This window comes from Nocardia sp. alder85J (assembly GCF_020176955.2).
In the GTDB taxonomy this organism is placed as follows: domain Bacteria; phylum Actinomycetota; class Actinomycetes; order Mycobacteriales; family Mycobacteriaceae; genus Nocardia.
Map to the genome: position 1 here is coordinate 179,507 of NZ_JAIUCZ020000012.1, position 18,284 is coordinate 197,790.

Consider the following 18,284-nt stretch of genomic DNA (forward strand, 5'->3'; position numbering starts at 1 on the left):
TTGCGCTGGCTGCCCTCTGTCCATACCTTGATCGCACTACGAAAGTTCCACCGCTGAGGTGTTCTAACCGCTGAGGTGTTACTTCCGTTTTCTGCTGTTCGGGTTTCGTTCGGGGTGTATCCAGCCGGAATCTGAACGCAAGCAGACAAGCGACGGTTTGTCGCGGTGCCACGTACGTACTGGCACCGCGCGCCGCGCGTGAGGTGCTGGAAGGACGCATCTTGGCAGTCTCCACCCAGACCAAGGCCGGTATCCCCGGAGCCCCGAAGCGGGTGTCGTTCGCGAAGATTCGCGAACCCCTCGAGGTCCCAGGACTTCTCGATCTACAAACCGATTCGTTCGCCTGGCTGATCGGTTCACCGGACTGGCGGGAACGGGCGAGCGCGCGCGGCGACGTCAACCCGGTCGGTGGTCTCGAGGAGGTGCTCGAGGAGCTGTCGCCGATCGAGGACTTCTCGGGCTCGATGTCACTGTCCTTCTCCGACCCGCGCTTCGAAGAGGTCAAGGCCTCCATCGAGGAGTGCAAGGACAAGGACATGACCTACGCGGCGCCGCTGTTCGTCACCGCGGAGTTCATCAACAACAACACCGGTGAGATCAAGAGCCAGACGGTCTTCATGGGCGACTTCCCGATGATGACCGACAAGGGCACGTTCATCATCAACGGCACCGAGCGCGTCGTGGTCTCCCAGCTGGTCCGTTCGCCGGGTGTCTACTTCGACGACAGCATCGACAAGACCACCGAGAAGACCCTGCACAGCGTGCGCGTGATCCCCTCGCGCGGCGCGTGGCTGGAGTTCGACGTCGACAAGCGCGACACCGTCGGCGTCCGTATCGATCGCAAGCGGCGGCAGCCGGTCACGGTGCTGCTCAAGGCGCTGGGCCTGACCGCCGAGGAGATCATCGAGCGGTTCGGTTTCTCCGAGATCATGATGTCCACGCTGGAGAAGGACAACACCGCCGGTCAGGACGAGGCGCTGCTGGACATCTACCGCAAGCTGCGTCCGGGCGAGCCGCCGACCAAGGAGTCGGCGCAGACCCTGCTGGAGAACCTGTTCTTCAAGGAGAAGCGCTACGACCTGGCTCGCGTCGGCCGCTACAAGGTCAACAAGAAGCTGGGCCTGAACGCCGGGCAGCCGGTCGTGGGTTCGGTGCTGACCCGCGAGGACATCGTCTCCACCATCGAGTACCTGGTCCGTCTGCACCAGGGCGACAAGTTCATGACCGCGCCGGCCGGCGCCGAGGTCCCGGTCGATGTGGACGACATCGACCACTTCGGCAACCGCCGCCTGCGCACCGTCGGCGAGCTGATCCAGAACCAGATCCGCGTGGGCCTGTCCCGCATGGAGCGGGTCGTGCGTGAGCGCATGACCACCCAGGACGTCGAGGCCATCACGCCGCAGACCCTGATCAACATCCGCCCGGTGGTGGCGGCGATCAAGGAGTTCTTCGGCACCTCGCAGCTGTCGCAGTTCATGGACCAGAACAACCCGCTGTCGGGCCTGACCCACAAGCGCCGCCTGTCGGCGCTGGGCCCGGGTGGTCTGTCCCGGGAGCGTGCGGGCCTGGAGGTCCGCGACGTGCACCCGTCGCACTACGGCCGCATGTGCCCGATCGAGACCCCGGAAGGCCCGAACATCGGCCTGATCGGTTCGCTGTCGGTGTACGCGCGGGTCAACCCGTTCGGCTTCATCGAGACCCCGTACCGGAAGGTCGAGAACGGCCGGGTCACCGATGAGGTCAAGTACCTGACCGCCGACGAGGAAGACCGCCACATCCGCGCCCAGGCGAATTCGCCGGTCGCCGACGACGGCACCTTCCTGGAGGACAAGGTCCTGGCCCGCCGTGGCAACGAGGAGATGGAGTACGTCCCGGCCCGCGAGGTCGACTACATGGACGTCTCGCCGCGCCAGATGGTCTCGGTCGCGACCGCCATGATCCCGTTCCTCGAGCACGACGACGCCAACCGCGCCCTGATGGGTGCGAACATGCAGCGTCAGGCCGTGCCGCTGATCCGTTCCGAGTCGCCGCTGGTCGGCACCGGTATGGAACTGCGCGCCGCGGTGGACGCCGGCGACGTCGTGGTCAACGACAAGCCGGGTGTGGTCGAGGAGGTCTCCGCCGACTACATCACCGTCATGCATGACGACGGCACTCGTCGCAGCTACCGGATGCGCAAGTTCGCCCGCTCCAACCAGGGCACCTGCGCCAACCAGCGGCCGATCGTGGACGAGGGCCAGCGGGTCGAGCGGGGCCAGGTCCTCGCCGACGGGCCGTGCACCGAGAACGGCGAGATGGCGCTGGGCAAGAACCTGCTCGTCGCCGTCATGCCGTGGGAGGGCCACAACTACGAGGACGCGATCATCCTGTCGCAGCGCCTCGTCGAGGAGGACGTGCTCACCTCGATCCACATCGAGGAGCACGAGATCGATGCCCGGGACACCAAGCTCGGCGCCGAGGAGATCACCCGGGACATCCCGAACGTCTCCGACGAGGTGCTGGCCGATCTGGACGAGCGCGGCATCGTGCGCATCGGTGCGGAGGTCCGCGACGGTGACATCCTCGTCGGCAAGGTGACCCCGAAGGGCGAGACCGAGCTGACCCCCGAGGAGCGCCTGCTGCGCGCCATCTTCGGTGAGAAGGCCCGGGAGGTCCGCGACACCTCGCTGAAGGTGCCGCACGGTGAGTCCGGCAAGGTCATCGGCATCCGGGTGTTCTCCCGCGACGACGACGACGATCTGCCCCCGGGTGTGAACGAGCTGGTCCGCGTGTACGTGGCTCAGAAGCGCAAGATCCAGGACGGCGACAAGCTGGCCGGCCGGCACGGCAACAAGGGCGTCATCGGCAAGATCCTCCCCAAGGAGGACATGCCGTTCATGCCCGACGGCACCCCGGTCGACATCATCCTGAACACCCACGGCGTGCCGCGTCGTATGAACATCGGCCAGATCCTGGAGACCCACCTCGGGTGGATCGCCAAGGCGGGCTGGGACGTCACCGACGGCACCGGCACCATCCCCGACTGGGCCTCGTCCCTGCCCGAGGAGATGCTGGGCCAGGAGGCGGACACCAACGTCGCCACCCCGGTGTTCGACGGCGCCCGCGACGCGGAACTGCAGGGCCTGCTCGGCGTGACCCTGCCGAACCGCGACGGTGAGCGCATGGTCAACGAGCACGGCAAGGCGACCCTGTTCGACGGCCGCTCCGGCGAGCCGTTCCCGTATCCGGTCGCGGTGGGCTACATGTACATCCTGAAGTTGCACCACTTGGTCGACGACAAGATCCACGCCCGCTCGACCGGTCCGTACTCGATGATCACCCAGCAGCCGCTCGGTGGTAAGGCGCAGTTCGGTGGCCAGCGCTTCGGTGAGATGGAGTGCTGGGCCATGCAGGCCTACGGCGCCGCCTACACCCTGCAGGAACTGCTGACCATCAAGTCCGACGACGTGGTCGGCCGTGTGAAGGTCTACGAGGCGATCGTCAAGGGCGAGAACATTCCGGAGCCGGGCATTCCGGAGTCGTTCAAGGTTTTGCTCAAGGAACTCCAGTCGCTGTGCCTCAATGTCGAGGTGCTGTCCTCGGACGGCGCCGCGATCGAGTTGCGCGAGGGCGAGGACGAGGATCTCGAGCGGGCAGCGGCGAACCTGGGTATCAACCTGTCGCGCAACGAGGCCGCCACCGTCGACGATCTGGCGCAGTAAGCCGATTCGGTCCCCGGGGGCGATTGCTCCCGGGGACAGCGGTCAGCCGACCGCACTGGACTAGCGAACTTTGCTCGATACTGAACCCGAACAGGGGAAAGGAAGTTACGTGCTAGACGTCAACTTCTTCGACGAACTCCGGATCGGTCTGGCCACCGCCGAGGATATTCGTCAGTGGTCCTACGGCGAGGTCAAGAAGCCGGAGACCATCAACTACCGCACGCTGAAGCCGGAGAAGGACGGCCTGTTCTGCGAGAAGATCTTCGGTCCCACCCGGGACTGGGAGTGCTACTGCGGTAAGTACAAGCGCGTCCGCTTCAAGGGCATCATCTGTGAGCGCTGTGGCGTCGAGGTCACCCGCGCCAAGGTGCGCCGCGAGCGGATGGGCCACATCGAGCTGGCCGCACCGGTCACCCACATCTGGTATTTCAAGGGCGTGCCGTCCCGGCTGGGCTACCTGCTGGATCTGGCCCCCAAGGATCTCGAGAAGATCATCTACTTCGCCGCCTACGTGATCGTCGGCGTCGACGACGAGCTGCGGCACAGCGAGCTGTCCACGCTCGAGGCGGAGATGGAGGTCGAGAAGAAGGCGGTCGCCGACCAGCGTGACGCGGACCTGGAGGCCCGCGCCCAGAAGCTGGAAGCCGACGTGGCCGAGTTGGAGGCCGAGGGCGCCAAGTCCGACGTCCGGCGCAAGGTCAAGGACGGCGGCGAGCGTGAGATGCGCCAGCTGCGCGACCGCGCCCAGCGTGAGCTGGACCGGCTCGACGAGATCTGGACCACCTTCACCAAGCTGTCCACCAAGCAGTTGATCGTGGACGAGGTGCTGTACCGCGAGCTGCAGGACCGCTACGGCGAGTACTTCACCGGTGCGATGGGCGCCGAGGCCATCCAGAAGCTGATGGAGACCTTCGACATCGCGGCCGAGGCCGAGCACCTGCGCGAGGTCATCCGCACCGGCAAGGGTCAGAAGAAGCTGCGGGCGCTCAAGCGCCTGAAGGTCGTCGCCGCATTCCAGACCAACGGCAACTCGCCGATGGGCATGGTCCTGGACGCCGTCCCGGTGATCCCGCCGGAACTGCGCCCGATGGTGCAGCTCGACGGTGGCCGTTTCGCGACCTCCGACCTGAACGACCTGTACCGCCGCGTCATCAACCGCAACAACCGCCTCAAGCGACTGATCGATCTCGGCGCGCCCGAGATCATCGTCAACAACGAGAAGCGGATGCTGCAGGAGTCGGTCGACGCCCTGTTCGACAACGGCCGCCGCGGCCGTCCGGTCACCGGGCCGGGCAACCGTCCGCTCAAGTCGCTGTCCGATCTGCTCAAGGGCAAGCAGGGCCGCTTCCGGCAGAACCTGCTCGGTAAGCGCGTCGACTACTCCGGCCGTTCGGTGATCGTCGTCGGCCCGCAGCTGAAGCTGCACCAGTGCGGTCTGCCGAAGCTGATGGCGCTGGAGCTGTTCAAGCCGTTCGTGATGAAGCGGCTGGTCGACCTGAACCACGCGCAGAACATCAAGTCCGCCAAGCGGATGGTCGAGCGGCAGCGGCCGCAGGTGTGGGATGTCCTCGAAGAGGTCATCGCCGAGCACCCCGTGCTGCTGAACCGCGCGCCCACTCTGCACCGGCTGGGCATCCAGGCCTTCGAACCGCTGCTGGTCGAGGGCAAGGCGATCCAGCTGCACCCGCTCGTCTGTGAGGCGTTCAACGCCGACTTCGACGGTGACCAGATGGCCGTGCACCTGCCGCTGTCCGCGGAGGCGCAGGCCGAGGCCCGCATCCTGATGCTGTCCTCGAACAACATCCTGTCGCCGGCGTCGGGTCGCCCGCTGGCCATGCCCCGTCTGGACATGGTCACCGGCCTGTACTACCTGACCCGCCTGGAAGAGGGCGCGAAGGGCGAGTACCGCGAGGCCACCAACGCCGAGCCGGAGTTCGGTGTGTACTCCTCCCCGGCCGAGGCCCAGATGGCCGTCGACCGTGGTGAGCTCACCGTGCGTTCGCTGATCAAGGTCCGCCTGACCGATCAGCGGCCGCCGCGGGAGATCGAGGCGGTGGAGTTCCCGGAGGGCTGGCAGCGCGGCGACGCGTGGATCACCAAGACCACGCTGGGCCGGGTGCTGTTCAACGAACTGCTCCCGCACGACTACGCGTTCATCAACGAGCAGATGCCGAAGAAGCGGCAGGCGACGATCATCAACGATCTCGCCGAGCGCTACCCGATGATCGTGGTCGCGCAGACCGTCGACAAGCTCAAGGACTCCGGTTTCTACTGGGCCACCCGCTCCGGTGTCACCGTCTCCATGTCGGACGTGCTCGTTCCGCCGGAGAAGGCCGACATCATGGAGCGCTACGAGGCGCAGTCGGAGCAGATCGAGAAGAAGTACCAGCGTGGTGCCCTCGATCACCAGGAGCGCAACAACGCCCTGGTGAAGATCTGGCAGGAGGCCACCGAAGAGGTCGGTAGGGCGCTGCGCGCGCACTACCCGCCGGACAACCCGGTCATCACGATCGTCGACTCGGGCGCCACGGGTAACTTCACCCAGACCCGTACCCTCGCCGGTATGAAGGGCCTGGTGACGAACCCGAAGGGTGAGTTCATCCCGCGGCCGATCAAGTCCTCCTTCCGTGAGGGCCTGACGGTGCTGGAGTACTTCATCAACACCCACGGCGCTCGTAAGGGTCTGGCCGACACCGCGCTGCGTACCGCCGACTCGGGCTACCTGACCCGTCGTCTGGTGGACGTGTCGCAGGACGTCATCGTGCGCGAGACCGACTGTGCCACCGAGCGCGGCATCATCGTGCGGATCGCGGAGAAGCAGCCGGACGGCACGCTGATCCGGGACGCGCACGTGGAGACCAGCACCTACGCCCGGACCGCGGCCACCGACATCCTCGACGCCGCGGGCAACGTGGTGGTCGAGAAGGGCCACGACATCGGCGACCCGGCGATCGAGGCTCTGCTCGAGGCCGGCGTCACCGAGGTCAAGGTCCGGTCGGTGCTGACCTGTACCTCGGGCACCGGCGTGTGCGCGATGTGCTACGGCCGCTCGATGGCCACCGGCAAGCTGGTCGACGTCGGCGAGGCCGTCGGCATCGTCGCCGCCCAGTCCATCGGTGAGCCCGGTACCCAGCTGACCATGCGTACCTTCCACCAGGGTGGTGTCGCCGGAGACGACATCACCGGTGGTCTGCCCCGCGTGCAGGAGCTGTTCGAGGCCCGCGTCCCGAAGGGCAAGGCGCCGATCGCGGAGGTCTCCGGCCGGGTGCGGCTGGAGGACGACGACCGCTTCTACAAGATCACCATCATTCCGGACGACGGCTCGGACGAGGTGCTCTACGACAAGCTGTCGAAGCGTCAGCGGCTGCGGGTGTACAAGCACGACGACGGCTCCGAGCGTCTGCTCTCCGACGGTGACCACGTCGAGGTCGGCCAGCAGCTGCTGGAGGGCTCGGCCGATCCGCACGAGGTGCTGCGCGTGATGGGTCCGCGGCAGGTGCAGATCCACCTGGTCCACGAGGTCCAGGAGGTGTACCGGTCGCAGGGTGTGTCCATCCACGACAAGCACATCGAGGTCATCGTCCGGCAGATGCTGCGGCGCGTCACGATCATCGACTCGGGCGCGACGGAGTTCCTGCCCGGTTCGCTGGTCGAGCGTGCCGAGTTCGAGTCGTCGAACCGGCGGGTCGTCACCGAGGGCGCCGAGCCGGCCGCGGGACGTCCGGTGCTGATGGGTATCACCAAGGCGTCGCTGGCCACCGATTCGTGGCTGTCGGCGGCCTCCTTCCAGGAGACCACCCGAGTGCTGACGGACGCGGCCATCAACTGCCGCTCCGACAAGCTCGTCGGCCTGAAGGAGAACGTGATCATCGGCAAGCTGATCCCGGCCGGTACCGGTATCAACCGGTACCGGAACATCCAGGTGCAGCCGACCGAGGAGGCCCGCGCGGCCGCATACGCCGTGCCGTCCTACGACGACACCTACTACACCCCGGACGGCTTCGGCCAGACCACGGGTGCCGCGGTGCCGCTGGACGACTACGGGTTCAGCGACTACCGGTAGTCCGCGTGTCGCCCTGCCTCGGGTGAGCCGCAATCGGCCCCCGCTCCGAATTCCGGAGCGGGGGCCGATTCGCGTTCGGGGTGAGTATTCGATTTTCCGAATTAGCGAAAATGCGATATTCGAAAACTCTTGTCGCTGAATTGGTTTGTGCGCTCCACAAAAAGGGTGCGAATGCGAATTGAGTGGAGTGTCGTTCTTTGGCGCGTCGCGGGGATGGCCTTTACTGTGGGCATCGCCCGGGCGACCAACCGCCGATTGCGCGATCGGCAACAGGGAACGAGATGGAGGTTTCACCGAATGAGCAATACCAATGTCGACGAGCGACTGGATGCGGTGGAAGCATTCGTGCGATCGACAGCGACCGATGTCAACGAGGCGAAAGGTCAGCTCTGGGTTGTGACCCGTACGCTGTCCGCGCAGACCGGTGATATCGGCGACCTGAAAGCTGTCCAGGCCGTTCATACCCGGGACCTGTCCAAGATCGCGGGCAAGCTGGATGAGCAGTCCGCGGGACTGGCTGCGGTCCAGGTCACTCAGGAGAGTCACGGCCGGGAAATCTCGGAGATCAAGGCCGTGCAGGCGGTGCACACCAAGGACATCGGCGAGATCAAGGCTGTGCAGGCGGTGCACACCAAGGACATCGGCGAGATCAAGGCTGTGCAGGCGGTGCACACCAAGGACATCGGCGAGATCAAGGCTGTGCAGGCGGTGCACACCAAGGACATCGGCGAGATCAAGGCTGTGCAGGCGGTGCACAGCAAAGACATCGGCGAGATCAAGGCTGTGCAGGCGGTGCACAGCAAAGACATCGGCGAGATCAAGGCTGTGCAGGCGGTGCACAGCAAAGAGCTTTCCGATATCAAGGTGACTCAGGAGGATCATTCCGGAAAGCTGGAGTGGCTCAAGGCTGACAGCGATGTGCGGCATAAGCATGTTGTCGCAATGCTTCAGAATGTCCTCGATGGGATCAGCGAGCTCAAGAAGTAGGTAGTCGCCGTCAATGGGTGGCCCGATTCCGTTGCGGGAATGGGCCACCTGAGCGGCGCGGTGGTGAATTTCTCAGACCTGATTCCAGATCAAGCGGAGCACGGCATTGACTACATAGACGGTGGCGAAGATCAGCGCGGGGGTGAGGGCTGCGGCCGAGTAGAGGGCGAGGGCGGCGCCGCCGAACCAGGCGATCTCGAACAGCGCGCGGACGATGCCGTGCAGGGGAAAGGTGGCGTTCGCACCACCGCCGGCGGCGAACAGTGCCCACAGCACCGCCATCACCACCGGGACTCCCAGCCCCGCGACGATCTTGAGCACCCAGTTCGGGCTCACCGTGAAGCCCCAGTAGACGACCGAGCCGAGCGCGCCCAGTTCGAGGAAGAACATCAGGGCGGCATTCGCTCCCTTGGCAACGGTGAGCATCCGAACCTCCGAGTGTGACAGTCGTTCTCTTATGTGAGCAATGCTCTCTAAATCTGCCCGGTTTGTCAAGAGCGGTGCTCTCTCGTCGAATCCCATTCCATCCGTACGGGTTACGGCTGCGAATACGTGGTGATCGACGCTGCCCTGATGAATGGTTCGGTGCTCGGAACGGAGTCGCGGCATGGTTCAGGAAGTGATCGCTGCCCTGGTGGGCGCGCTGATCTCGGTGGTGGTGCTGGTCGCGGGCGACCGGCTGCGCCCGGCCGCATGGCGGCAATCGAGTGACGAGGCGTCGGGCGCGCTGGCGCTGGACGTCATCAAGACGTTCTTCACCGCCGTGGTCGCCTTCATCGTGGTGATCTGCTGGCAGCAGTACCAGAACGCGCACAATCACACCGTCACCGAGGCCAAGGGCCTGGTCGAGACCTATTGGGCCGCACACGGCATGGCCGAGCCCGATCGGGACCGGGTGCAGGGGCTGGTGCGCGACTACACCGAACAGGTCGTCGGCCCGGAGTGGAACACCATGAGCCGCAACGGCCGTCTCAGCCCGGCCGCGCAATCGATGCTCGACACCCTCCGCGACACGGTCTCCCAGCAGCATCCGGTGGACCAGGCGGGGACCGACGCGCGGTCGGCCGCGCAGGCGGCCCTGGTCAAGGTCGCCGACGCCCGTAGCGACCGTGGCGTGGACGCCGCCCAGGGGGTGCCCGGATTCCTCTACGTCGCACTGATTTTCGGCACGGTGCTGCTGTTGTTCAGCCCGGTGCTCTCCGGTAACCGCGTCACCTGGCGCAGCACGCTGATGACCGCCCTGCTCGGCGTGGTGATCGCCTCGGCCCTGTTGCAGATCCACAACTTCGAGCGGCCGTTCTCGCACACGATCAGCGTGCCGCGCGATGCCTTCGAATTCGCGCTGGCGCGCTATCGGCACATCGGCTGACCGTGTCCCCTCGACGAATCAGGTTGATATACATGGGTTTCGGGATCGCACCCGGCGCCGGTCCCCGGGCGGCGCGGATGGTGAGCGGTTGTGCCCTGGCGGTGGCGCTGTCGTCCGGCGGTGTGGCGGCGGCCGATCCAGGGCTTATCGGCGGCGCCTCGACCGGTAGCGCCATCACCGGGTCGGGCGGCACGGGTTCCGGGGTCGGCAGCGCCGATTCGGGCGGCGTGGACACCGGCAGTCAGATGAGCCTGCATCCGCCGCTCTCGGCCGGGGAGACCGCACGCCATCGGGACGAGAGCCTGGCCGTGCCGCCGAAACGCACCCTGATCCGCCTCGACCCCGAGCCGATCGAGGCCGCCGCACCCCCGGCCCTGAACTCCGGCAGTGTCCAGACCGCCTGCGCCGGTAGCGCCGTCACCGGTCTGGGCCTGATCCTGCTCGGCCTGATGACCGGCAGTGGACCGGGCAGCAGCCTGGTCGGTGTCGGCGGCAGCAGCCTGGTCGGCGGCTCTAGCGGCTCCGGCCTGGGCAGCGCCGCTCTGGGGAGCGCGATCACCGGCAGCGCGATCATCACCTGCCTGCTGCCCGGCCCGCCCCCGCCGGCCCCGGAACTGCCTTTGCAGATCGGCCCGCTCCCCGCCGTCCCGGTCTTCGCGCCCCCGGCCCCCACCGCACCCGTCCCGCTCCCGCCGCCCCCGGCACCCGCGCCGCCGCCCCCACCCGCACGGCGATTGCCGCCACCGGTCGCCTCGGAACAAGCGACGGCCGACGGCGTCGCCTGGAACCTGCTGGAGCTCATGGCCGTTCTGGTCTCCACCGTCCTGATCGGCGTCCGCACCCGCACCGCCGACGTCCGCGCCCGCCGACCGATCTGACGACCGCCGGTCGGCCTGCCGACCGGCTTGTTCCGGGCCGGATGCGGTCGGGCGAGTCCCGGCAGCCCGGGCCGGCATCCGAGGCCGACGGTCATGACCCTCGGAACTGTCATCCTCGTGCCGGCCTCGACCACACCGCCGTGACCATCGAGCCCGTGCTGCTCGGTTGACGGGGCCCGGTCGCTGTATCGGTGCCGACAGGGCGTGCGCCGCTCTCCCGGGCCATTGCACACGATCGGTGCGGAAGACGATCCGGCACTGCGCCGCTCGCGCGTGGACAAATCCGCACCCTGCCGGGTAGGAAAGTAGAACACGTTTCATTGTCGGCGGGAGTTGGGATGGACAGCGCAACCATGGGCGAGCTGGTGCTGGCCGGATTCCGGAAGCTCGGGTTCATCCGGTTCGCCGGGATCGAGGGTGTGGAGTACCTGCCCGGCCGCAGTGTATTCGCGCTCGAGCCGAAGCCGGAGCATCTCAACCACAACGGCGATCTGCATGCCGCGATCCTGTTCGGGCTGGCCGAGACGGCGGCAATGGCCGCGTCGATTTCCGGCATCGTCGATCTGATGGGGGAGGCATTCATCGTCGCCCGCGACGGTCGCATCGAGTATCTGGCTCGGGCGAAGGGGACGGCGGGCCCGATCCGCGCCACCTCGGAACTGACTGCGGCGGAACTGGATCGGGCTCGGTCCGCGATCGAGTCGGGGGAGTCGATCGAATTGGCCGTACCGGTCGACATCACCGACAACACCGGCAAGTCGGTGGCCGCGGCGTCGTTCACCGCGGTGATCCGGCCACGCCGGAAGTAGTGCGGGTCAGCGCTCGCTGTCCAGCATCGCCATCTGTGGTCCGGCGTAGCGCTCCCCGGCCACCTGTTCGGCGGGCACCGCGGCCTCGATCTCGGCGATCTCGTCCGCGGTGAGCCGGATGTCCAGGGCCGCGGCGCTCTCGGCCCAGCGCGCGACGGTCCGCGCGCCGATGACGGGCACGATATCGGCGCCGCGGGACAGCACCCAGGCGATCGCCAACTGGGCGACGGTGGCGCCGCGGGATTCGGCGATCGTCGCCAGAGCCTCCACCAGGCGCAGGTTGGCCGTCAGGTTCTCGCCCTGGAAGCGCGGGCTGAAGGCGCGGAAATCACCGCGATCGAAGCTGCGCCGGGTGCGCAGCGAATCGCTGAGCAGACCGCGCGACAGCACGCCGTACGCGGTGATGCCGATGCCGAGTTCGCGTGTGGCAGGCAGGATCTCGCGCTCGATGCCGCGGGAGAGCAGCGAGTACTCGATCTGGAGGTCCACGATCGGGTGCACGGCGGCCGCCCGGCGGATCGTCTCCGCGCCGACCTCGGACAGGCCGATGTGCCGGACGTACCCGGCCTCGACCATCTCGGCGATCGCGCCGATGGTGTCCTCGATCGGCACGGCCGGGTCCAGCCGGGCCGGGCGGTAGATGTCGATGTGGTCGACGCCGAGCCGTTGCAGCGAGTATCCGAGGAAGTTGCGGACGGCGGCTGGGCGCGCATCGGTGCCGCCCCAGCTGTTGTCGGGGCCGCGCAGGGCGCCGAATTTGACGCTGAGGAGGTAGTCCTCCCGCTTGCGGTCGGCCAGCGCCCGGCCGATCAACATCTCGTTGTGACCGAAGCCGTAGAAATCGCCGGTGTCGACGAGGTTCGCACCCGCGTCCAGCGCGGCGTGCACGGTGGCGATCGACTGCGCCTCGTCGGCGGCGCTGTAGGAGCCGGACATGCTCATCCCGCCGAGGCCGAGGCGGCCGACCAGGGGGCCGGTGGCGCCCAGTGGCACGGTGTCCATCGTGGTGGAGTTGGTCATGCCTCCATCCTGATGCCTCGATCCGGGGATCGGCAGAGAGCGTGCATCGGGGGATCGGCGATCCCTGGCTGCGCCGCCGGCCGGGGAGGACAGTGGACCGTATGGACCGCGACGATCTCGCCGATTTCCTGCGTCGCCGGCGTGAGCAGTTGCAGCCGGCCGATGTGGGCCTGCTGCCCGGGGTGCGGCGGCGTACCCCCGGGCTGCGGCGCGACGAGGTGGCGCTGCTGGCCGGGATGTCGACCGACTACTACACCCGGCTGGAGCAGTCGCGCGGGCCGCGGCCGTCGGTGCAGGTGCTCAGCGCGCTGGCGCGCGCCTTGCGGCTGACCGACGACGAGCGGGACCATCTGTTCCACCTCTGTGGCCACACCGCGCCCGCGCGCGGCGGCGATCGGCATGTCGGGCCCGGCCTGTTGTTCCTGCTGAACAAACTCGACGACACCCCGGCCTGTGTGATCTCGGATCTCGGCGAGGTGCTGACCCAGAACCGGATGCACATCATCATGTCCGGCGAGCGAAGCCGGCAGACGGGCATGGACCGCTACATCGCCTGGCGCTGGTTCACCGAGCCCGAAATGCGGACCAGATTTCCCGAGGACGCCGACCGCATCGCGCGCAAGCACGTGTCGGATCTGCGCGCCACCGCCGCCCGCCGGGCCGGGGACGCCGACGTGACCGAACTGGTCACCCGGCTACGGTCGGTGAGCGCCGAATTCGAGCGGTTGTGGAGCGATCACGAGGTCGGGGTGCGGCTGAACGACACGAAGCGCATGCTCGATCCGCGGGTCGGTGTGCTGGACCTGATCTGCGAGACCTTGGTCACGCCCAATGCCACCCAGAAACTGCTGGTGTACTACCCACGGCCGGGCAGTGACGCGCAGGAGAAGCTGGATCTGTTGCGGGTCATCGGAACCCAGTCGCTGTCGTCCGAAAGCGATTCCCCGGAGCGCCTGTTCGAACGCGGCTGACCGGCTGCGAGAGTGGCCGACCGGTCGCGAGCGCGGCTGACCGGCTATGAGCGCGACCGGTCGGTCCGGCGCGCGACCGACCCGGCTCAGCCGGTGATCCGCCGCTTGCGGGGCCGCAGCCGCAGGTTGGGCAGCGGCGGCGCCGGAATACGCTGCTGCGGCGGATGACCGGGGACGTCGCCGAACCGGGTGGTGTCGTGCCCCTCCCAGGCCAGCCGGGCGGCCTCGATCTCGTCGTGGCTGCGAGCGACGAAGTTCCACCACATCACCAGATCCTCGGCGAAGGGTTCGCCGCCGATCAGCACCGCGTGCGCCCCCACGGCCCCCGCGGCCAGGTCCACGCGGTCGCGGCCGGTGCCCAGGTACAGCAGCGGCCCGGGCGTCACCGTCGCGCCGGCGACGGTGAGTTCACCGGAGACCACCAGCAGGGCGTGTTCGAAGCCGGGATCCAGCGGCAGATCGGTGGTGGCGGCCGCGTCGACGGTCAGATCGGCGCCGACCAGCGGGGTGTAGGCGACGGCTGGGGAGGTGACCCCGGCCAGGGCGCCGATCAGCACGGTGGCACGCAGGCCCGGCCGGTCCAGGACCGGCAGTTCGCGGTGCTGTTCGAAGTGCGGGTCTATCCCGGTCCGGTCGCCGGGCAACGCGATCCACAATTGCAGGCCGTGCCCGGCCGGGGCGCCCGGCACGGTGTACTCCGAATGCGCGATCCCGCGCCCGGAGGTCATCAGATTCAGCTGCCCGGGCTCGATCTCGACATCGGAGCCGAGGCTGTCGCGGTGCCGGATGCGGCCGTCGAACGGCCAGGTCACCGTCTGCAATCCGATGTGCGGATGCGGGTCGATATCCGGCGGCAGGTGTTCGGCGGGCGTGATCGAGCCGAAGTGGTCCAGGAAACACCACGCCCCGACGGTGGGCAGATCACGTTGTGGCAGTACGCGTTCCACGCTGACGCCGCGCACCCCACCGAGCGGCACCACGCGGGCGGGATGGAGATCGGCCCGCGGGCCCGGTGCCGGTGTGGCCTCGCACACCGCCTCCGCGGGCGCGGCCTCCAGATCGCTCATCGCTGAATTCCCTTGCCCACCACGTGCGCGTCGTAGTCGGGGTGCTTGTCCAGCCAGCCCTTGATGAACGGGCAGCGCGGCACGATGCCGCGACCGCGGGCGATCACATCCTCGATCGCGTCCTGCGCCAGCGCATTCGCCAGACCTTTGCCGCTGTATTCGATGTCGACCTCGGTGTGGACGAATACGGTGTCGTGCTCGCGCTCGCGGAACTCGGCGAAACCGGCCAGTTTGTCGCCGTACCACACCTCGTAGCGGTGCTGTGCGTCGTTGCGGACGACGGTCGTCGCCACCGCCTGTTCGCTCATGTCTCAGTTCCCCTTCCGTGCCCACCCTGACGACACTGGTCACCTGACTTGTGTTGCCGCGCAAGAGCATACTCACGCACCGGTGTCGCTCCGCCGGACGGTGTGCTGGTGAGACGGCCGGCGCGGTGCTTGCATGGCCGTCGCATAGTAACCATGGGTGCGGGGGTTGCGCGCGTGCTGCGCGGTCGAATTCGGCGGGTTGCGCGGAAAGCTGTGGAACCGGCCGTGTTTCGGATCAGTGCTCCTCGCGTAGCCGGCGGCTCACCTCGCCCAGGGCGGTGGCCATCACCTCGAGTTGCTCGGGAGTCAGCACATCGATGAACAGTTCCCGCACGGTGGCGACGTGGCCGGGTGCGGCCTGCTCCAGTTTCCGCCGGCCGGCGTCGGTGAGTACCGCGTACACCGCGCGCATGTCGCTGTGGCAGGAGCGGCGGCGCACCAGCCCGGCCCGCTCCAGCCGGTCGATCTGGTAGGTGAGTTTGCTCTTGGAGTCGACCAGCGAGTCGGCCAGTTCGCTCATCCGTAGTTCGTGGCCGGTGGCGGCGGCGAGCCGGACCAGGATCTCGTATTGCAGGTGTGACAGGCCCGCATCCAGTTCCAGTTGCCGATCCAACCGGCGGCCGAGCAGTCCGGTGGCGGTGAGGAAGGCGATCCAGGCGCGTTGCTCCCGCTCATCGAGCCAGCGCGGATCAGCGTCCATGATCCGAGATTACCGCCGGTTCCGCGCGGAATAACCCCAGCGGATACCCTGTTGTTCAAATTTGAACTGGTAGGTCTCGCAGCACGGAGCAGTTACATGGAGCCAGCCCACCGCCTCGGCGTCGCGGTACCGGATGCGCGGCCTGCCGTGATTCGCACCCGCGTGCGCATCCCGCTCACCTTCGGCGACGGTTACGCGACCACCGCCGAGGCCGTCACCTTCGACGGGCTCAGCGACGGCAGGGAGCATCTCGCCTTGCTCCTCGGCGAGCCGCGACCCGGGCGCGGCCCGTTGGTGCGGTTGCATTCCGAATGCCTCACCGGCGACGTCTTCGGCTCGGCGCGCTGCGACTGCGGGCCGCAGTTGCGCGAGGCGGTGCAGCGCATCTCCGAGATCGGTGGCGTGCTGCTCTACCTGCGCCAGGAGGGCCGGGACATCGGCCTGTACAACAAGCTCGACGCCTACGCGTTGCAGGACAGTGGCCTGGACACCTATCAGGCCAACACCGCGCTCGGACTCCCCGAGGACGGCCGCGACTACACCGCGGCGGCGCAGATGCTGACCGCGCTGGGCCTCGCCGAGATCGAGCTGCTCACCAACAACCCGGACAAGGCCCGGCAACTGCGGGCGCACGGCATCGGCGTCCGCGCCACGGTGCCCACCGGCGTCCACTCGACCCCGGCCAATCTGCGCTACCTCCGCGCCAAGGTGGAGCACACCGGGCACACCATTCGACTGATCGGCTGAAGGAGAGCACACGCGATGGCCGGAATCGATCGGGCCGGGAGCACCGGCCGAATGCCCGTCGTCTATTTGAGTCACGGCGCTCCACCGCTCGCCGACGACCCGATCTGGCCCGGCCAGCTCGCCGCCTGGTCGGCCGAGTTGCCCCGGCCGCGCGCGATTCTGGTGATCTCCGCGCACTGGGAGGACGCGCCGGTCACCCTCGGCGCCACCACCACGATGCCGCTGGTCTACGACTTCTGGGGTTTCCCGGAGCACTACTACCGGGTGCGCTACCCCGCCCCCGGCGCACCCGATCTCGCCGCGAAAGTCCGTGCGCTGCTGGGTGATTCCGTCCACGAAGCCCCGGATCGCGGCCTCGACCACGGTGCGTATGTGCCACTGGTGGAGATGTTTCCCGCCGCCGACGTCCCGGTGCTCCAGCTGTCGATGCCGACGCTGGACCCGGTCGGCCTGTTCGAGCTCGGCCGCAAGCTGGCGCCGCTGCGCGACGAGGGGGTGCTGATCCTCGGCAGCGGCTTCTTCACCCACAATCTGCGCGACCTGCGACCGGATCACGTGCCCGCCTGGTCGAAGGAGTTCGACGACTGGGGCCGGGAGGTCATCGCCGCCGGCGACATCGACGCGTTGCTGGACTTCCGGCACACCGCCCCCGATCCATTGCTGGCCCACCCGCGTACCGAACATTTCGCCCCGCTGTTCGTCACCCTCGGTGCGGGCGAGGCCGATACCGGCACACTCCGCAGCACCGTCGACGGTTTCTGGCTGGGCCTGTCGAAACGATCGGTCCAACTCGGTTGAGCCGGTGATCGTTTCCTCGGCTCAGGGTCGTTTTCCGCCTACCCTGGATCCATGGCCAAGGAAATCGACCGCATCAGGGCCCGCTCGGCCCTGGAGACGGTCAAGGAGAGTCCGTTCATCGCCACTGTCGCGGTGTTACCGGTGGTGGTCGCGCTCGGCGTGGTGTGGTGGCTGACGAACTGGTTCGTCGCGCTCATCGTGCTGGTCGCGCTCGGCGCGGTCGTCGTCGTGCGGGGGAAGCTGCTGCACTGATCCGGCGGTAGCGCCGGTAACGCCGGACGGGCTCAGCGGGGGACGTGGAAACGCAGCAATTCCCCGGTGCCCGGGTCGGCGTCCGTCCATGCCCGGTCGAATTCCAGCACGGCCAGGGCCGAGGTCGGGAATTTGCGGCTCAGGTCCGCGGCGGCCTCGCTGTCGCGGTTGGCGGCCAGTTCCCAGGCCGTCCACGGCATGCCCGGGGCGTGCCCGACGAGCAGCAGGGTGCCCACCTCGTCGTCGGCGAGCTGGATCAGGTCGATGAGGGTGTGCGGCGTGGCCTCGTAGATCGAGGGCTCGAACTGTGCCGGCGCGGTGATGCCGGTGGCGGCCAGGGTCTCCCTGGTCCGCACCGAGGTCGAGCAGTACACCAGGTCGATCTCCGGCTGCGTGGCACCCAGCCAGTCACCGGCCAGCGCGGCCTCGCGGCGCCCACGGGGCGCCAGCGGTCGTTCGTGGTCGGCGACGCCCGGCGGGTAGCTGGACTTACCGTGCCGCATCAAGATCAATGTGCGTGCCATGGCTCCTACCGTATGCCGGGCAGAGACGCATCTCACTCTCGAGGCACACTGAAGATGGCGTCACACTGGAATCCACCGGATGACAGCGTG

16 protein-coding genes are annotated in these 18,284 nt (G+C 67.6%); 10 read left to right on the forward strand and 6 right to left on the reverse strand.

All coding sequences use genetic code 11. From position 1 onward, the window contains the following. Window positions 1-203 precede the first annotated feature (203 nt). The 3 genes from LBW94_RS36300 to LBW94_RS36310 all read left to right on the forward strand — a co-directional run bounded on the left by LBW94_RS36300 (window position 204) and on the right by LBW94_RS36310 (window position 8,751). Window positions 204-3,701, forward strand: a complete 3,498-nt coding sequence (locus LBW94_RS36300) for a DNA-directed RNA polymerase subunit beta (RefSeq protein WP_225058398.1) — start codon at window positions 204-206, stop codon at window positions 3,699-3,701. Window positions 3,702-3,810: 109 nt separating this feature from the next. Beyond that, window positions 3,811-7,764 (forward strand): DNA-directed RNA polymerase subunit beta', encoded by a 3,954-nt coding sequence (locus LBW94_RS36305; protein ID WP_225058397.1) that lies wholly within the window; start codon window positions 3,811-3,813, stop codon window positions 7,762-7,764. 297 nt (window positions 7,765-8,061) lie between these two features. After that, window positions 8,062-8,751: a hypothetical protein gene (locus LBW94_RS36310; protein WP_266273005.1), complete on the forward strand. Its 690-nt coding sequence runs from the start codon at window positions 8,062-8,064 to the stop codon at window positions 8,749-8,751. Window positions 8,752-8,823: 72 nt separating this feature from the next. Here LBW94_RS36310 and LBW94_RS36315 read toward each other — a convergent pair whose 3' ends face one another. Further along, window positions 8,824-9,177, reverse strand: coding sequence for a YrdB family protein (locus LBW94_RS36315; RefSeq protein ID WP_225058395.1), 354 nt, complete (start codon window positions 9,175-9,177; stop codon window positions 8,824-8,826). A gap of 181 nt (window positions 9,178-9,358) precedes the next feature. Between LBW94_RS36315 and LBW94_RS36320 the strand changes: the two genes are divergently transcribed. The 3 genes from LBW94_RS36320 (at window position 9,359) to LBW94_RS36330 (ending at window position 11,807) form a co-directional block, all read left to right on the forward strand. Beyond that, window positions 9,359-10,120 carry a DUF4239 domain-containing protein gene (locus LBW94_RS36320; RefSeq protein ID WP_225058394.1) on the forward strand — a complete coding sequence of 254 codons (762 nt, stop codon included), beginning with the start codon at window positions 9,359-9,361 and terminating at the stop codon, window positions 10,118-10,120. A gap of 32 nt (window positions 10,121-10,152) precedes the next feature. Next, window positions 10,153-10,998 (forward strand): hypothetical protein, encoded by an 846-nt coding sequence (locus LBW94_RS36325; protein ID WP_225058393.1) that lies wholly within the window; start codon window positions 10,153-10,155, stop codon window positions 10,996-10,998. Between the two features lie 338 nt (window positions 10,999-11,336). Beyond that, window positions 11,337-11,807 carry a PaaI family thioesterase gene (locus LBW94_RS36330; protein WP_225058392.1) on the forward strand — a complete coding sequence of 157 codons (471 nt, stop codon included), beginning with the start codon at window positions 11,337-11,339 and terminating at the stop codon, window positions 11,805-11,807. Between the two features lie 6 nt (window positions 11,808-11,813). Here the strand turns inward: LBW94_RS36330 and LBW94_RS36335 are convergent, their stop codons facing one another. Next, a complete protein-coding gene (locus LBW94_RS36335; RefSeq protein WP_416277024.1) occupies window positions 11,814-12,809 on the reverse strand; it encodes an aldo/keto reductase in 996 nt (331 codons plus the stop codon). Window positions 12,810-12,928: 119 nt separating this feature from the next. Between LBW94_RS36335 and LBW94_RS36340 the strand changes: the two genes are divergently transcribed. Then, complete coding sequence (locus LBW94_RS36340; RefSeq protein ID WP_225058390.1) at window positions 12,929-13,798, forward strand: helix-turn-helix transcriptional regulator; 870 nt, start codon at window positions 12,929-12,931, stop codon at window positions 13,796-13,798. Between the two features lie 86 nt (window positions 13,799-13,884). Here the strand turns inward: LBW94_RS36340 and LBW94_RS36345 are convergent, their stop codons facing one another. The 3 genes from LBW94_RS36345 to LBW94_RS36355 all read right to left on the reverse strand — a co-directional run bounded on the left by LBW94_RS36345 (window position 13,885) and on the right by LBW94_RS36355 (window position 15,873). Continuing rightward, window positions 13,885-14,865, reverse strand: a complete 981-nt coding sequence (locus tag LBW94_RS36345; RefSeq protein ID WP_225058389.1) for a pirin family protein — start codon at window positions 14,863-14,865, stop codon at window positions 13,885-13,887. Continuing rightward, window positions 14,862-15,173, reverse strand: coding sequence for a GNAT family N-acetyltransferase (locus LBW94_RS36350; RefSeq protein ID WP_225058388.1), 312 nt, complete (start codon window positions 15,171-15,173; stop codon window positions 14,862-14,864). The genes LBW94_RS36345 and LBW94_RS36350 overlap by 4 nt, the downstream gene beginning before the upstream one ends. Before the next feature lie 235 nt (window positions 15,174-15,408). Continuing rightward, entirely contained in the window at window positions 15,409-15,873 is a 465-nt protein-coding gene (locus LBW94_RS36355) for a MarR family winged helix-turn-helix transcriptional regulator (RefSeq protein WP_225058387.1), read from the reverse strand. Window positions 15,874-15,969: 96 nt separating this feature from the next. Between LBW94_RS36355 and LBW94_RS36360 the strand changes: the two genes are divergently transcribed. The 3 genes from LBW94_RS36360 to LBW94_RS36370 are packed head-to-tail and all read left to right on the forward strand — an operon-like array spanning window position 15,970 to window position 17,670. After that, a complete protein-coding gene (locus tag LBW94_RS36360; RefSeq protein WP_255634399.1) occupies window positions 15,970-16,620 on the forward strand; it encodes a GTP cyclohydrolase II in 651 nt (216 codons plus the stop codon). 15 nt (window positions 16,621-16,635) lie between these two features. Then, window positions 16,636-17,418: a dioxygenase gene (locus LBW94_RS36365; protein WP_225058386.1), complete on the forward strand. Its 783-nt coding sequence runs from the start codon at window positions 16,636-16,638 to the stop codon at window positions 17,416-17,418. A gap of 51 nt (window positions 17,419-17,469) precedes the next feature. Beyond that, a complete protein-coding gene (locus tag LBW94_RS36370; RefSeq protein ID WP_225058385.1) occupies window positions 17,470-17,670 on the forward strand; it encodes a hypothetical protein in 201 nt (66 codons plus the stop codon). Window positions 17,671-17,702: 32 nt separating this feature from the next. Here LBW94_RS36370 and LBW94_RS36375 read toward each other — a convergent pair whose 3' ends face one another. After that, a complete protein-coding gene (locus tag LBW94_RS36375) occupies window positions 17,703-18,194 on the reverse strand; it encodes a SixA phosphatase family protein (RefSeq protein WP_225058384.1) in 492 nt (163 codons plus the stop codon). Between the last annotated feature and the right edge of the window lie 90 nt (window positions 18,195-18,284).

What these genes read in the sequence shown, in the direction of transcription:
- LBW94_RS36325 (WP_225058393.1), top strand. Translation starts at nt 10,153, where the DNA reads ATGGGTTTCGGGATCGCACCCGGCGCCGGTCCCCGGGCGGCGCGGATG.
- LBW94_RS36320 (WP_225058394.1), top strand. Translation starts at nt 9,359, where the DNA reads ATGGTTCAGGAAGTGATCGCTGCCCTGGTGGGCGCGCTGATCTCGGTG.
- LBW94_RS36375 (WP_225058384.1), bottom strand. Translation starts at nt 18,194, where the DNA reads ATGGCACGCACATTGATCTTGATGCGGCACGGTAAGTCCAGCTACCCG.
- LBW94_RS36355 (WP_225058387.1), bottom strand. Translation starts at nt 15,873, where the DNA reads ATGGACGCTGATCCGCGCTGGCTCGATGAGCGGGAGCAACGCGCCTGG.
- LBW94_RS36345 (WP_225058389.1), bottom strand. Translation starts at nt 14,865, where the DNA reads ATGAGCGATCTGGAGGCCGCGCCCGCGGAGGCGGTGTGCGAGGCCACA.
- LBW94_RS36335 (WP_416277024.1), bottom strand. Translation starts at nt 12,809, where the DNA reads ATGGACACCGTGCCACTGGGCGCCACCGGCCCCCTGGTCGGCCGCCTC.
- LBW94_RS36315 (WP_225058395.1), bottom strand. Translation starts at nt 9,177, where the DNA reads ATGCTCACCGTTGCCAAGGGAGCGAATGCCGCCCTGATGTTCTTCCTC.
- LBW94_RS36370 (WP_225058385.1), top strand. Translation starts at nt 17,470, where the DNA reads ATGGCCAAGGAAATCGACCGCATCAGGGCCCGCTCGGCCCTGGAGACG.
- LBW94_RS36350 (WP_225058388.1), bottom strand. Translation starts at nt 15,173, where the DNA reads ATGAGCGAACAGGCGGTGGCGACGACCGTCGTCCGCAACGACGCACAG.
- LBW94_RS36330 (WP_225058392.1), top strand. Translation starts at nt 11,337, where the DNA reads ATGGACAGCGCAACCATGGGCGAGCTGGTGCTGGCCGGATTCCGGAAG.
- LBW94_RS36340 (WP_225058390.1), top strand. Translation starts at nt 12,929, where the DNA reads ATGGACCGCGACGATCTCGCCGATTTCCTGCGTCGCCGGCGTGAGCAG.
- LBW94_RS36365 (WP_225058386.1), top strand. Translation starts at nt 16,636, where the DNA reads ATGGCCGGAATCGATCGGGCCGGGAGCACCGGCCGAATGCCCGTCGTC.
- LBW94_RS36310 (WP_266273005.1), top strand. Translation starts at nt 8,062, where the DNA reads ATGAGCAATACCAATGTCGACGAGCGACTGGATGCGGTGGAAGCATTC.
- LBW94_RS36360 (WP_255634399.1), top strand. Translation starts at nt 15,970, where the DNA reads ATGGAGCCAGCCCACCGCCTCGGCGTCGCGGTACCGGATGCGCGGCCT.